13 protein-coding genes are annotated in these 13,373 nt (G+C 67.1%); 7 read left to right on the top strand and 6 right to left on the bottom strand.

Features of this window, described 5'->3' with window-relative positions; genetic code table 11:
* The first annotated feature begins 3 nt into the window (after positions 1–3).
* The 5 genes from ACFXKN_RS28190 (at position 4) to bluB (ending at position 5,350) form a co-directional block, all read left to right on the top strand.
* On the top strand, positions 4–549 hold the full coding sequence (locus ACFXKN_RS28190) for a DUF6912 family protein (protein WP_379434173.1): 546 nt from the start codon (positions 4–6) through the stop codon (positions 547–549).
* 127 nt (positions 550–676) lie between these two features.
* Positions 677–1,807 carry a ferredoxin reductase gene (locus ACFXKN_RS28185; RefSeq protein WP_379434172.1) on the top strand — a complete coding sequence of 377 codons (1,131 nt, stop codon included), beginning with the start codon at positions 677–679 and terminating at the stop codon, positions 1,805–1,807.
* A gap of 140 nt (positions 1,808–1,947) precedes the next feature.
* Entirely contained in the window at positions 1,948–3,348 is a 1,401-nt protein-coding gene (locus tag ACFXKN_RS28180; RefSeq protein ID WP_379434154.1) for a fatty acid desaturase family protein, read from the top strand.
* Between the two features lie 97 nt (positions 3,349–3,445).
* Positions 3,446–4,690 (top strand): fatty acid desaturase family protein, encoded by a 1,245-nt coding sequence (locus ACFXKN_RS28175; RefSeq protein WP_379434153.1) that lies wholly within the window; start codon positions 3,446–3,448, stop codon positions 4,688–4,690.
* A gap of 15 nt (positions 4,691–4,705) precedes the next feature.
* Positions 4,706–5,350 carry a 5,6-dimethylbenzimidazole synthase gene (gene bluB / locus ACFXKN_RS28170; RefSeq protein WP_378940383.1) on the top strand — a complete coding sequence of 215 codons (645 nt, stop codon included), beginning with the start codon at positions 4,706–4,708 and terminating at the stop codon, positions 5,348–5,350.
* Between the two features lie 49 nt (positions 5,351–5,399).
* On the opposite strand, the gene hpf is transcribed toward bluB, so the two are convergent.
* The 6 genes from hpf to ACFXKN_RS28140 form a co-directional block, all read right to left on the bottom strand.
* Positions 5,400–6,101 carry a ribosome hibernation-promoting factor, HPF/YfiA family gene (gene hpf, locus ACFXKN_RS28165; protein ID WP_378940385.1) on the bottom strand — a complete coding sequence of 234 codons (702 nt, stop codon included), beginning with the start codon at positions 6,099–6,101 and terminating at the stop codon, positions 5,400–5,402.
* Positions 6,102–6,282: 181 nt separating this feature from the next.
* Positions 6,283–6,927: a ComF family protein gene (locus ACFXKN_RS28160; RefSeq protein ID WP_379434152.1), complete on the bottom strand. Its 645-nt coding sequence runs from the start codon at positions 6,925–6,927 to the stop codon at positions 6,283–6,285.
* Positions 6,928–7,127: 200 nt separating this feature from the next.
* Positions 7,128–8,936: an MtrAB system accessory lipoprotein LpqB gene (gene lpqB, locus ACFXKN_RS28155; RefSeq protein WP_378940389.1), complete on the bottom strand. Its 1,809-nt coding sequence runs from the start codon at positions 8,934–8,936 to the stop codon at positions 7,128–7,130.
* Positions 8,933–10,804: an MtrAB system histidine kinase MtrB gene (mtrB, locus tag ACFXKN_RS28150; RefSeq protein ID WP_379434171.1), complete on the bottom strand. Its 1,872-nt coding sequence runs from the start codon at positions 10,802–10,804 to the stop codon at positions 8,933–8,935. Before mtrB ends, lpqB begins: the two co-directional genes overlap by 4 nt.
* A gap of 70 nt (positions 10,805–10,874) precedes the next feature.
* Positions 10,875–11,552: an MtrAB system response regulator MtrA gene (gene mtrA, locus ACFXKN_RS28145; protein WP_056813049.1), complete on the bottom strand. Its 678-nt coding sequence runs from the start codon at positions 11,550–11,552 to the stop codon at positions 10,875–10,877.
* Positions 11,553–11,629: 77 nt separating this feature from the next.
* Positions 11,630–12,277, bottom strand: a complete 648-nt coding sequence (locus ACFXKN_RS28140; protein ID WP_379434151.1) for a dTMP kinase — start codon at positions 12,275–12,277, stop codon at positions 11,630–11,632.
* A gap of 140 nt (positions 12,278–12,417) precedes the next feature.
* Between ACFXKN_RS28140 and ACFXKN_RS28135 the strand changes: the two genes are divergently transcribed.
* On the top strand, positions 12,418–12,834 hold the full coding sequence (locus ACFXKN_RS28135) for a hypothetical protein (RefSeq protein WP_379434150.1): 417 nt from the start codon (positions 12,418–12,420) through the stop codon (positions 12,832–12,834).
* A 127-nt stretch (positions 12,835–12,961) separates the two neighbouring features.
* A complete protein-coding gene (locus ACFXKN_RS28130; protein WP_379434149.1) occupies positions 12,962–13,222 on the top strand; it encodes a hypothetical protein in 261 nt (86 codons plus the stop codon).
* The last annotated feature ends 151 nt before the right edge of the window (positions 13,223–13,373 follow it).

The following is a 13,373-nucleotide window of genomic DNA, read 5'->3' as shown; positions in this document are numbered from 1 at the left end:
ACGATGCGGGTCTACATCCCGGCGACGATCCCGCTGCTGCGCCAACTCGTCGACGAGCAGCAGTTGCTCCCGCTCGGCGCGACCGCGTTCGCCGTGACGCCCGCCCTGCGCGAGGCCTACGCCGCGGGCGACGACGAGGAACTCGCCGAAGTGGCGATGCAGGAAGCCGCGCGGGCCTCCATGCGGCTGATCGCCGCCGAGCGCGACGGACTCGACGATCCGGACGACGCCGCCGAGGGCGAAGCGGCCAACCCGGGTGGCCCGGTGTATCGGCGCGCGGTGATCGCGGCGGATGTGCCGGGGGCGAAGCTGCGGCCCGATCTCGACGATGCCGTGGTGAAGCTGTCGGGGCCGATCAGCTTCAAGCAGGTCGCCGCGGTGCATGTCGACCTGGCCGAGGCGGAGCCGCAGGTCGCCAAGGCCGTGGACGTCATCGATGCCGCCGACCTCGGTGATACCGATGCGGAATTCGTCCTCGGCGACGCCGAGGACCATCAGCTGGCCTGGTACGCGCCCCAGGAGCTGCCGTTCCTGCTCGAGCTGTTGTAGCTGCGGCGGTCGGCGGCCCCGGTTGCCCGATGTTCACAACTAGCGCTCAACCTACGATGCCGTAACCTGGCTGCGAGCGAGTCACCCCACGGTGGCTCGAATGCACGACAGGGAGAAATCGCAGCGCATGGTCCTCAATAAGTTCCGGGAATGGCTCGAAGCACCGGCGGCGCAGGTCGCCGATCGCGGCGGCAAGCTGAACGTGTTGCGTGGCGCGGTAGCCCGGGTGACCACTCCCCTGCTGCCCGATGACTACCTACACCTGGCCAATCCGCTGTGGTCGGCGCGCGAGCTGCGCGGGCGCATCGTCGAGGTGCAGAAAGAGACCGCCGACTCGGCGACCCTGGTGATCAAGCCGGGCTGGGGCTTCGATTTCAAGTACCGCCCAGGGCAGTACATCGGCATCGGCATCCTGATCGACGGCCGCTGGAACTGGCGTTCCTACTCACTGACCTGCCCCCCGGACTGGACCGGCGAGGGCGGCAAGCGGCTCATCTCCATCGCGGTGAAGGCGATGCCGGAGGGCAAGCTGTCAAGCCACCTTGTCAACGGGGTGGCCGCGGGCACCATCGTGCGGCTGGCCGCACCGGCGGGCGGGTTCGTGCTGCCCGAGCCGCCGCCGGCGAAGGTGCTGTTCCTCACCGCGGGCAGCGGTATCACCCCGGTGATGTCGATGCTGCGCACGATGGACCGCCGCGACGGCGTCAACGACGTGGTGCACGTCCATTCCGCGCCCACCGACGCCGATGTGATGTTCGGCGCCGAACTGCGCGCCCTGCACGACAAGCACCCCAGCTTCGTCTCCCACCTGCAACTCACCGACGAGCAGGGCCTGTTCTCCCTGGCCGGCCTCGACGAGCTCTACCCCGACTGGCGCGAGCGCGAGACCTGGGCCTGCGGACCGGCCCCGATGCTCGACGCGATCGAGAACCACTGGAAGAACGCGGGTGTGGCCGACAAGCTGAACATCGAACGCTTCGAGGTGGAGCGCTCCGCGATCGGCGAGGGCGGCACCGTGACGTTCGGTACCACCGGGCGCACCCTCACCGTCGACGGTGCGACCAGCCTGCTCGAAGCCGGTGAATCCGTCGGCGTGCAGTTGCCCTTCGGCTGCCGGATGGGCATCTGCCAGACCTGCGTGGTGACCATCTCCGCCGGACACGCCCGCGATCTGCGCAACGGCGACGAACGTCAACCCGGCGACAAGGTGCAAACCTGCATCTCCGCCGCCGCGGGCGACTGCACCCTGGACATCTAGCGCCGCCTGCCTGAGCGACCAACGGGTACCCTCGGAGCTATGCGTCGGTCATAACCCGTGACCAACGGTCATCTCTGCGGCCCCTGACGTCGATCGATTCCGACGGGCGCGACCTAGGACCACTCACAGGAGGACCCCCGGTGGCCATCACCGATATCCAGGCCTTCGCCCATCTGACGGCGGCCGACATCGACACACTGGGGAAAGAACTCGATTCGATCCGCCGATCGGTGGAGACCTCCCGCGGCGAACACGACGCCAAGTACATCCGGCGCACCATCGCGGCTCAGCGCGCACTCGAGGTGGCCGGGCGCGCGGTGCTGTTCGGCAGCCGTAACCGCTGGGCCTGGCTCGGCGGTACCGCGATGCTCTCGGTCGCCAAGATCATCGAGAACATGGAGCTCGGCCACAATGTGAGCCACGGCCAGTGGGATTGGATGAACGATCCCGAGATCCACTCCACCAGCTGGGAGTGGGACATGACGGGCCCGTCGGCGCAGTGGCGGCGCGCGCACAACTATTCGCACCACACCTACACCAACGTCCTCGGCAAGGACGAGGATCTGGGTTTCGGCATTCTGCGGATGACCCGCGACGAGGCGTGGCGCCCCGTCCATCTGGCCCAGCCCGCCGCCAATCTGCTGCTGGCCGCGACCTTCGAGTGGGGTATCGCACTGCACGATCTCGGCATCGAGAAGGAGCTGGCCGGGATCGCGCCCGGCGCGAAGACCTCGCCGCCCGATATCGAGTTCTACCGTAAGTCGGCCCGTCAGGTCGCCAAGGATTTCGTGCTCTACCCAGCACTGACCGGCCCGGCCTGGAAGTCGACGCTCAAGGCGAACGCCACCGCCAATCTGGTGCGCAATCTCTGGTCCTACGCCGTGATCTTCTGCGGGCATTTCCCCGACGGCGCGCAGAAGTTCACCTCCGAACAGCTCGACGGGGAAACCCAGGGCGAGTGGTACCTGCGCCAGATGCTGGGCAGCGCCAACTTCAAGGCCGGTCCGGTGATGGCCTTCATGAGCGGCAACCTCTGCTACCAGATCGAGCACCACCTGTTCCCCGACCTGCCGAGCAACCGGTATTCGGAGGTGGCGGTACGGGTGCGCGAGCTGTGCGACAAGTACGACCTGCCCTACACCACCGGCTCGCTGGGCAAGCAGTACCTGCTGGCCTTCCGCACCATCCACAAGCTGGCGCTGCCGGACCGTTTCCTCAAGCGCACCGCCGACGATGCTCCCGAGACGTCTTCGGAGCGTAAGTTCGCCGGCATCTCACTGCCCGACAGCCTGCGGGTAGATCCGGAGACCGGTAAGCGTTTCGGCCTGCGTTCGGCGCTGCACGATGCGAAGGTCGCGCTCGAGATCAAGGCGCGGCACGAGAAGGAAGTGCTGCGCGAGGCGAAGACGGCGCTCAAGGCGCGAGCACGGCAGGAGAAGCTGGCCTTGCGCGAGGCCAAGCGGGCGCTCGGCGAACGCGCCGTGCGCGAACGGGGTGTACTGCGCGACAAAGCAGCTCGCCGAATGGCTCGCCACGCCTGATAACATTTACATCTCGATTGCGCAATAGGACTTATCACACATTTCGTCCTGAAAATCGCCAACCTACGCTCTCGTAACTTACGGTACTGTAGCCGCCATGGCGATCTCGGATGTCAAGGAATACGCGCACCTCACCGCAGCGGATGTCGAAGCTCTAGGTGCGGAGTTCGACGCGATCCGCCGAGAGATCGAATCCTCGCGCGGAGCGGCCGACGCGCGCTATATCCGCAATGTCATCCGGCTACAGCGCGCCCTCGAGATCAGCGGCCGCACGGTGCTGTTCGCCAGCTTCCTGCCTCCGGCCTGGCTGGCCGGGGTGGCCCTGCTCGGCACCGCCAAGATCATCGAGAACATGGAGATCGGGCACAACGTCTTGCACGGGCAGTGGGACTGGATGAACGATCCGGAAATCCATTCCACCTCGTGGGAATGGGACAACGCAGGCCCCTCCGAGCACTGGAAGATCACCCACAACTTCCTGCACCACAAGTACACCAACGTGCTCGGCATGGACGACGACATCGGCTACGGCCTGCTTCGCGTCACCCGCGACCAGCGCTGGAAGCCGTTCTACCTCGGCAACCCGGTCTACAACCTGCTGCTACAGATGTTCTTCGAATACGGCATCGCGATCCAGCATCTCGAGCTCGGCAAAGTCGCGATGAGCAAGTGGGAAAAGGACTCCGCCGAATGGCAGAAGTTCGACGCCGACCGCAAGGTGGTGCTGAAGAAGGTCGGCAAGCAGGCCGCCAAGGATTACCTGGTCTTCCCGCTGCTCACCGGGCCCGCCTTCCTGAGCACACTGACCGCGAACCTCGCCGCGAATGTCGTGCGCAACGTGTGGACCAACGCGGTCATCTTCTGCGGCCACTTCCCCGACGGCGCCGAGAAGTTCACCAAGGCCGATATCGTGGGCGAAACCAAGGGTGAGTGGTATCTGCGCCAGATGCTGGGCAGCGCCAATATCAACAGCGGTAAGGTCCTGGACTTCATGACCGGCAACCTCAGTCATCAGATCGAACATCACCTGTTCCCCGACCTGCCGAGCAACCGGTACGCCGCCATCGCGGTGCGGGTGCGCGAACTGGCCGACAAGTACGACCTGCCCTACACCACCGGTTCGATGCCGGCACAGTACTTCAAGTCGTGGCGCACCATCCTCAAGCTCTCGCTGCCGAACAAGTACCTGCGCCACACCACCGACGACGCGCCGGAGACCAAGTCCGAGCGCCTGTTCGCCGGCAACACCACCACCACGATCGACCCGACGACCGGGCGCCGTCAGGGCCTGCGCACCGCGCTGGCCGCCGGTCGTAAGCTGGCCCGCCGAACGGTGGCCTGAGGCGGCTACGGTTGTATGGTCGGCGTGAGTGCCGACCAACTGAGCGTCTACGACGCGATCCGTCTGCGTCGTGATGTGCGCGCCGAATACACCGGTGAGCCCGTCGACGACGACACCCTGTTGCGGATCCTCGACGCCGCGCATCGCGCGCCCAGCGTCGGGAACTCGCAGCCGTGGGATTTCGTCGTGGTTCGCCAGGCCGAGACGCTGCGCCGGTTCGCCGAGCATGTGGCGGACAAGCGGGTTGAGTTCCGTGCGTCGCTGCCTGCCGAGCGGGCGGCGACATTCGAGCCGATCAAGATCGACGGGATCCTCGAGAGCGGCACGGGTGTTGTTGTCACGCACGATAATTCGCGTGGCGGACCGCAGGTACTCGGTCGGGCGAGCGTGCCGGAGACCGGCGTGTACTCGACCGTGCTCGCCATTCAGAACCTGTGGCTCGCGGCGACCGCGGAGCAGGTGGGGGTGGGCTGGGTGTCGTTCTACGATCCGGAATTCCTGCGCGAACTCGTCGGCCTGCCCGCCGGAATCGAGCCGGTGGCCTGGCTGTGCGTCGGGCCGGTGAGCGCATTCCAGCAGGTGCCGGATCTGGAACGTTTCGGATGGCGGACGGGACGGTCGCTGACCGAGGCCGTGCATCACGAAACCTTCGGCGGCTGAACAAGATCCGGACACCCGCCGAAAGCGGATGCCCGGATCGGTCATGGCTCTAGGCCAGCTTGATCAGGCCGTAGTCGAAGGCGTGTCTGCGATAGACGACCGACGGACGGTCGGTCTCTTTGTCGTGAAACAGGAAGAAGTCGTGGCCGACCAATTCCATCTGATAGAGGGCGTCGTCCACCGACATCGGTGTCGCGGTGTGCACCTTGGTGCGCACGATGTGGCCGGGGCCGGACTCGTCGAGTGCCTCGTCGTGGTCGTGGGCAGCGGAACCGTCCGGCTGGGCGAACAGCGACTCGTCGACCAGCGTGGCAGTGGCCTGCGCGACCGAGACCGGCGTCTTGTCGCCGTAGTGCACGACGCGCCGCTTGTCCTTGGACCGGCGCAGTCTGCTCTCGATCTTCTGGGTGGCCGATTCGAGCGCGGCATAGAAGCTGTCGGCGCACGCTTCGGCGCGCACGATCGGTCCACGGCCGCGCGCGGTGATCTCCACGCGCTGACAGGCCTTGCGTTGACGACGATTGCGTTCGTGGAACAGTTCCACATCGAAGAGGAAGATCGACGGGTCGAAGCGCTCTAACCGAGACAGCTTCTCCGCGACGTAGATTCGATAGTGGTCAGGGATTTCGACGTTGCGACCGGAGACCACCACTTCGGCGTTCGGGGTCTCCATATCGATCGTCTCGGTGGCACCGTTCTGTAGTGCCGTGGGTTCAGCATCTTGCACTGATGCCCGTGAAGAAGTCGTCACGCGTACCTCCCGGATATGGCCGCACAACTACGAACGTAGGGCGGCGGGATTGAGCTGTGCCGATCGGGAATCGCCCGGCACCTGTATCCGCGGCACCACCTCCCAGACTTGGTTCGGTGTGTGCTCGCGACGCTAGTCCGCCATCGGCAAGTCCGCCACTGTTCACGCGAACTTTCCTCCGTCAAGCCGCGCAGGTCACCAAAACCGCCCGCGGAACTATGCCGATTCGGCTAAGAACGCGTGTCGATTCACAGGCGGTGGCACCGGTGGTCAGCACATCGTCGACCAGCACTACCTGCGCTTTCGCACCGATAGCGACCCACTCGGCCGGATCGGCGACGGTCATGATCTTGCCGCGCAGATTGTGGGTGCGCTCATGCTGCGTCAAGCCCACCGAATCTCGTACACCGCGACCCATCCGCAGCAGCGGCGCGGTGCGGCAATCGATCAGCGATCGTGCCGCGACCACGGCCGAGCGTGCCACCGGATCACCGCCACGGCGACGGGCCGCCGCGGTTCTTGTCGGTGCGGGCACGAGCAGGAGTGGGCGGTCGGGGGCGCGCAAGCGGGCCAAGCCGTGGGCCAGTGCCAGCCCGAGTGGGCCGGCGAGGTCGCGTCGGCCCTGTTCCTTGGCTGCCAGCACCGCCCGCCCGCCCACGCCGGTGTAGGGGCCGAGCGCCCAGCACGGCACACCGGGATCGGCGCGCGGTCGCACCCGGACGGGACCGCTGCCGAGCTCAGCGGCGCACTCGGCGCACCAATTCTCGCCTGGCGAACCGCAGCCGCCGCACCGGTCGGGCAGGATGAGATCTAGCAACGCCTTCATAGCGAGCGAGTATGGCAGCGGGCACTGACATGCTTCGTCGCTCTACGAGCGTTGTTCTCGGCGCGCCTGGCGCCGATGGACTGACCGAAGGGTACGACGAAGGAGTGCCCGTAGGGAGGGAAGAGGTGGAGTTCAGCGCCGAGAACCGCGGCGCCAGCCGCAAATAGACACCGAGAACCGCGGCACCAGCCGCGAATGTTTCAGCTCGGCAGGACCGGCACAACCTGTTCTCCGGTCAATCCGGGTACCTCGCGCCAGAAACGGTCATTGCGGGTCGGATCGGCGGTCTGTAGCTGCAGGACGGCCCGGGAATCGGCCACGTACTGCGTGGCCGGGGCTGCCGTCACCACTCGAACCGGCGGGGTGAGGTTCTGCGAGGTCACCGCGTTGAATTGGGAGCCGTCGATGGAGACGGTGAAGACCGGATCAACATTGCCTTCGCGGGCGACCATGATGGTGTCACCGGTGACCCAGCTCAGTGAGACCGCGCGCGAGCTCAGGCCCAACGCCAGCGGCAGCGGCGAGGTGAGCGCGTACTTGCCGTCGGGACGCCGTTCGACCACCGCGACGTAGACCTTGCCGTCGGCGATCAGCGCCGCACGTACGCCGGTGCGCGAGATCACCACCTCGCTGATCGGCGGCCGCGGGGCGCCGGTGCCCTCCAACAGGGCTGCGATGTCGACGTCCTCGGTGGAGACGTTGCCGGTGGCGCGATCGGTGACCGCCCGGATGACTCGCTCACCGTCGATCACCGTCCAGGCCGCGCCGCCGTCGCTGGTCCAGGACGGACGAGCGATGCTGGCGCCCTCGGCGACCGCGAACGCCTTGGCGCCGTAGTTGCCGATGAGCAGGGTGCGGGCGGGTTCGGGCGCCGGTTTTCCGGAGTCGGCGACCGCGGCGACGAACTGGCCGTCGGCCGAGATGCCGATCGACTGCAGGTTGGTCGCCTCGCCGAAGGAACCGCTCGGCGTGACGATGCCGTCCGGGGTGACCTGAACCAGCGTGCCGTTGCGCAGGGCGTGCAGGCCGATCCGGTTCTGGCCGGGCGCCGAGGCGCTGTACTGGTCGACATCGGCCACCGACCACCCGTTGGCGTACCGGTCGTCGAGCGGTTTACCGTCGGCGAGCAGCACGTACGGACCGAGGATGTCGGCGCCGGACAGCGTGAGCACCACCTGCGCCGCGAGGAGTTCGCGCTCGCGCTGGCCGAGTGCGCCGAGGCCGGCGAAGTCGATGCGCACTCCACCGATACCGATCCCGACATCGCCCGGTTCGTTGTTGGCCTTGGTGATCGGACCGCGCAGCGAAACCGGCTGCGCCAACGGGTTGCGCACCACCGGGGCGATCGCGGATTGCGGGCCTTCGGCGAGCATGCTGATCAGTCGCTCGGTGAGCTGGGCGCGCGGTACCGAGATCCAACGCGGATCCGGGACGACCAGCGAATTGCTCGGGTCGATGTAGTGCAGGAGATAGCGGTGATAGGACTTGACGAAGGCATCGTTGTCCATCACGACGCCCGGCGGTAGCTCGGTGATCCGCCACTCGCCGTCGATCTTGCTCATCTCGATCTTGTTCTCGAGGGTGCCCTCGGTGGCGCGATAGCCGCCGTCGCCGGCGAGCTCACCGACCTTGCGGGCACGCAGCACGTAGCTGGCCTTGTCGCCCGAGCGTGACTCGCGCAGGGTGTCGGGGCGGTCGTCGACGATGGTGGTGCTCGCCTCGTCGTTCCAGGCGGCGGCCGTCTCCGGTGCCATGTACTGGCGAGCTGCGGCGTGCCTGTTGGTGGGATCGGCGCTGGCGGTGAGGAAATCGCCGAGCAACAGGTCGGGGTCGCGGCCGGAGATCGGCGGGGTCGGTCCCTCCGAGGTGGGGGCGCGGTTGATCGTGCCGAGTGCCTGGGGTGCGGAGGACTCCGGCAAACTGGCGCAACCGGTGAGCACCATCAGGCCGGCCAGAACCGCCGCGACCAGTGCGGCGCCGTGCCGATCCCGACGATCACCACTAGTCATGACTTCCCGTCTCCGGTTTCGGTGGGCATCGACTCGTCGGCGTCGGCTGTGACGGGGTCGCGGCCGTTGGTCGCCGGGTGCGCGCCCGCGGCGGGCGGTTCGATGCCGGGCTCGTCCGCCGATGGGTCCTGCGGTTCGACGGCTCCCGGCTCCACAGCCGTCGGGTCGTCGACAGCCGGATCGACAGCCGTCGGCTCGCCGATCGTCGGCTCGGCACCACTCGATGCGTCCTTCGCCGGCGCGGTCGGCTCGGCGGGTTCGGCTTCGATGATCGTCGGCTCGGGTTCGACTTCCGGCAGTGCGGGGACCTTGCGCAGCATCGGTTCCAGCGCGAGCGGGCTCTGACCGAGCTTGCGGCCGCGCACCATCGGGAGCAGCAGCCGGAAGCTCGCGCCGACGCCCGGATCGCCCCACGCTTCGAGCCTGCCCTCGTGCAGATTCGCGTCCTCGACGCTGATCGACAAGCCGAGCCCGGTGCCACCGGAGCGACGCACGCGCGACGGGTCCGAGCGCCAGAACCGGTTGAACACCAGCTTCTCCTCGCCCGGCCGCAGCCCGACGCCCTGGTCGCGCACCACCGTCGCGACGGCATTGGCCTCGGCGTCGCCGCGCATCCGGATCAGCACCGGCTTGCCCTCGGAATGGTCGATCGCGTTGGCGAGCAGGTTGCGCAGCACGCGCTCGACGCGGCGCGGGTCGACCTCGGCGACCACCGGCTCCTCCGGCAGGTCGATCACCACCTCGATCTCGGCGTCGCGGGCCAGGTGGCGCACCGTGGAGATCGCGGCACGCGCGCACATCCGCACATCCAGCGATTCGACCTGTAGTTCGGCCACACCCGCGTCGTGACGGGAGATCTCGAGCAGGTCGTTGAGCAGGCCCTCGAACCGGTCGAGCTCGTTGACCAGCAGTTCGGAGCTGCGGGCAAGAGCGGGATCGAGATCGTCGCTGGAGCCGTGGATGAGGTCGGCGGCCATGCGCACCGTGGTGAGCGGGGTGCGCAGTTCGTGGCTCACGTCGGAGGTGAAGCGGCGCTGCAGATTGCCGAATTCCTCGAGCTGGGTGATCTGGTTGGACAGGCTCTCGGCCATCTCGTTGAACGCCTGTGCCAGCCGCGCCATGTCGTCCTCGCCGCGCACCAGCATGCGTTCTTTGAGTCTGCCGTCGGCGAATCGGCCCGCGATTCGCGCCGCCGACCGGATCGGCAGCACCACCTGCCTGGTAACGAGTGCGGTGATCGCGGCGAGCAACACCAGCAGGACCACCCCACCGATGAGCATCGTGCCGCGCATCAGTGACAGGCTCGATTCCTCGCTGGCCAGCGGGAAGATCAGGTAGATCTCCAGGGTCGCGACCTCGGCGCTCGGGCTGCCGATAACCAGCGCGCGCCCGCGGTAGCCGTCGGGGTCGGCGACGGTGGTGAACTGGTAGGAGACCTGGTTGCGCTGGACGAACCGGCGCAGCTCCTGCGGCACCTCCGAGATCGAGCTGGTGGCGATCTCGTGCGGCGGTGTCCCGCCGACCATCGCCAACGCCGAGTCGAAACTACCCGCGGCGCCGCTGGACTGACCGGTGCCACCACGGCTGGACAGCGCGGCTCGCGCGTCTTCGAGTTGCTGCTCCTGGCTGTTGCCGGATTGGACGCCCGACATCTTGTTCTCGATCGTGCTGCGGGCACGATCCATTTCCTCGACAGCCGCGTTGATCTTGGCTTCGAGGAGCCGGTCGGTGATCTGACCGGTCAGCACGACCCCGAGGATCGTGATCACGATGAGCGACAGGGTCAACGTCGAAACGATGACTCGCAGCTGCAACGACCGGCGCCACAGATGGCCGAGTGCGGTCCCGACGGCCTGGAACCAGGCCATGATCGGGCTCGCCCACTGCCGCAGCTGCGCCACTGGACCAGTGGTCACAGCGGCGCCCCGCAGTGACCGATCACGGCGGTCCGGCCTTGTAACCGACACCGCGCACGGTCAAGACGATCTCCGGGTTCTCCGGATCCTTCTCGACCTTGGCGCGCAGTCGCTGCACGTGCACGTTCACCAGACGGGTGTCGGCGGCGTGCCGGTAACCCCACACCTGCTCGAGCAGTACCTCGCGGGTGAACACCTGACGAGGCTTGCGCGCGAGCGCGACCAGCAGGTCGAACTCCAGCGGGGTGAGCGAGATCTGCCCCGGGCCGCGAGTCACCTTGTGCGCGGGCACGTCGATGACGATATCGGCGATCGAGAGCAGCTCGGCGGGCTCGTCCTCGGTGCGGCGCAGGCGCGCTCGTACCCGGGCGACGAGTTCCTTCGGCTTGAACGGTTTGACGATGTAGTCGTCGGCGCCGGACTCCAGGCCGAGGACCACATCGACCGTGTCGGTCTTGGCGGTGAGCATGACGATCGGAACGCCGGAATCGGCCCGCAGCACCCGGCATACATCGATGCCGTTCATGCCGGGCAGCATCAGGTCGAGCAGAACCAGATCGGGGCGGATCTCCCGCACCGCTGACAGGGCCTGCGTGCCGTCGCCCACCACATGCGGGTCGAACCCTTCCCCGCGCAAGACGATGGTCAGCATCTCAGCGAGTGCCATATCGTCGTCGACGACCAGAATCTTGGGCTTCATAGTCCTATGTTGTCATCTTCATGGCCAGGATCGGGCCGCCACGCCATTAATGGTGTGAACCCGTCGCGTATCCAACCTTATCCGGAAAAGATTTCCGAGCAGAGGGTGAGTAATGCAGGCCTATCGTCATCGGATCGGTATGTCCACCACCGGCCGAACCAGTCGCGGTCGGCGAGTTCACGATAGACCTCGCCGGTGCGCTGCTGCAGACCGCCATCCCGTTCGTAGGCATCGAGGGCCCGCGCGTCGTCGAGTTCGCCACGGCGACGGGCACGTTCGGCCGCCACCTCGGTGGGCACGTCGAGCAGCACGGTGAGATCCGGCCTCGGCAATGCGAGCCTGCCGAACTCCAGATCGCCCACCCACGACACGATTTCGCCATCGGCGTCCTGGTGTGCCCGCGCCGCCGAGTAGGCGGCGTTGGAAGCCACCCAGCGGTCGAGGATCACGATGTCGTTGCCGCTCAACAGGTCCGATAGTGCCGCGGTTGCGCCGGCCCGGTCGAGCGCGAACATGATCGCCATCGCGTTGATCGACCCGCCAAGGTCGCCATTGCCCCCACGCAGCGCTTCCGCCGCCAGATCGGCATGGATCGAGTGCCCGTATTGCGGAAACGCCAGGCTGTCCGCCCGTAACCCCTTTGCGGACAATTCGGCGATCAGCCCATCGATCAGCGTGCGTTTGCCCGCCCCGTCGAGACCCTCCACCGCGATCAGTACGCCCATGCGGTGAGATTACCGCGCCGGTACGCGCGTCTTCACCGGTGGCGCGGTGCCCCGAGTTCTTCGGTCTGGCGCAGCCGTCGGCGCGACGACAAGGTGAGCGCAGCTCACTCTCACCGCACAGCGACCGAATGGACCAGCCCATGAACACACGCAGACTGACCATCGCGGCAGGCGCCTTCGCCGCAGCAGCGGCACTGGCCTGCGGTCCCGCGACCGCCACCCCGACGCCACCGGCTCCGATACCCGTCGCGGATTCGGGCAGCGCCGCTCAGAGCTTCATCGACGGACTCCTGCGCGCCATCCGCTGCGGATCATCGACCACGTGCGGCACCTACCCCACCGCGGTGGCCGACACCGCCACCGGTTCCGACGCCACCGCACCGCTGTTCAACGAGCTGGTCATGAGCGGCTCCGGTCAAGGCATCGTCACCGGCAGCAATGCCATCACCAGCGGGACGGCGCAGAGCCCCGCGCTGCCCGGCGTGCTGTGTTCCCTGGCGACAATGTCGGGCCTGTCACCGCAGAACATCTTCTGCACCGGCTATCAGAACGGCTGAGGATCCCGCGGAGCACTGGACGCACCCGTTGATATTTCGCTGTTCCCCCTCCTGCCGAGAGTGTGAAGTGTTCTCATTTCAGTACTGAATTTCCGGCCTCACGTGCCGGCTCGGACCAGGAGTCACCATGCGCAACCGCACCACCCTCCGCGCCGTCGTCGCCGCCGCGGCCCTCGGCCTCACCCTCGCGGGCACCGGCGTCGCCGCCGCGGCACCCGAAGCGGCCCCGATCCGCCACGGCAACCACGACCGGTCCGGCCTACTCGCCGGTTCCGCCTCGGCCGGGTCGGCAGCGGCGGGTTCAGCAGCGCGCGGTTCTGCGGATCTGGCCATCTGTCTGCTGCTGGAAGTCGCTATCCCACTGCCGGTTTGCCTGCTGCTCAGCTGAGCAGGCACCCCGAATCACACCCATGAACCACAGCGGCGCGCCCCCCCCCCCCGAGGCGGGCCCCCCCCCGGTGCCAACCCCGTCGAATTAAAACAAAAACCAGCCCCCCACACCCCCTCAAAAGGAGGAATGCCGGAGTTGCGGTTCAAAA

It is taken from the genome of Nocardia sp. NPDC059195 (assembly GCF_042754695.1).
Lineage (GTDB): Bacteria > Actinomycetota > Actinomycetes > Mycobacteriales > Mycobacteriaceae > Nocardia.
The sequence above is the reverse complement of the archived record's forward strand: the minus strand, read 5'-3'. Positions and strand labels throughout refer to the sequence as shown.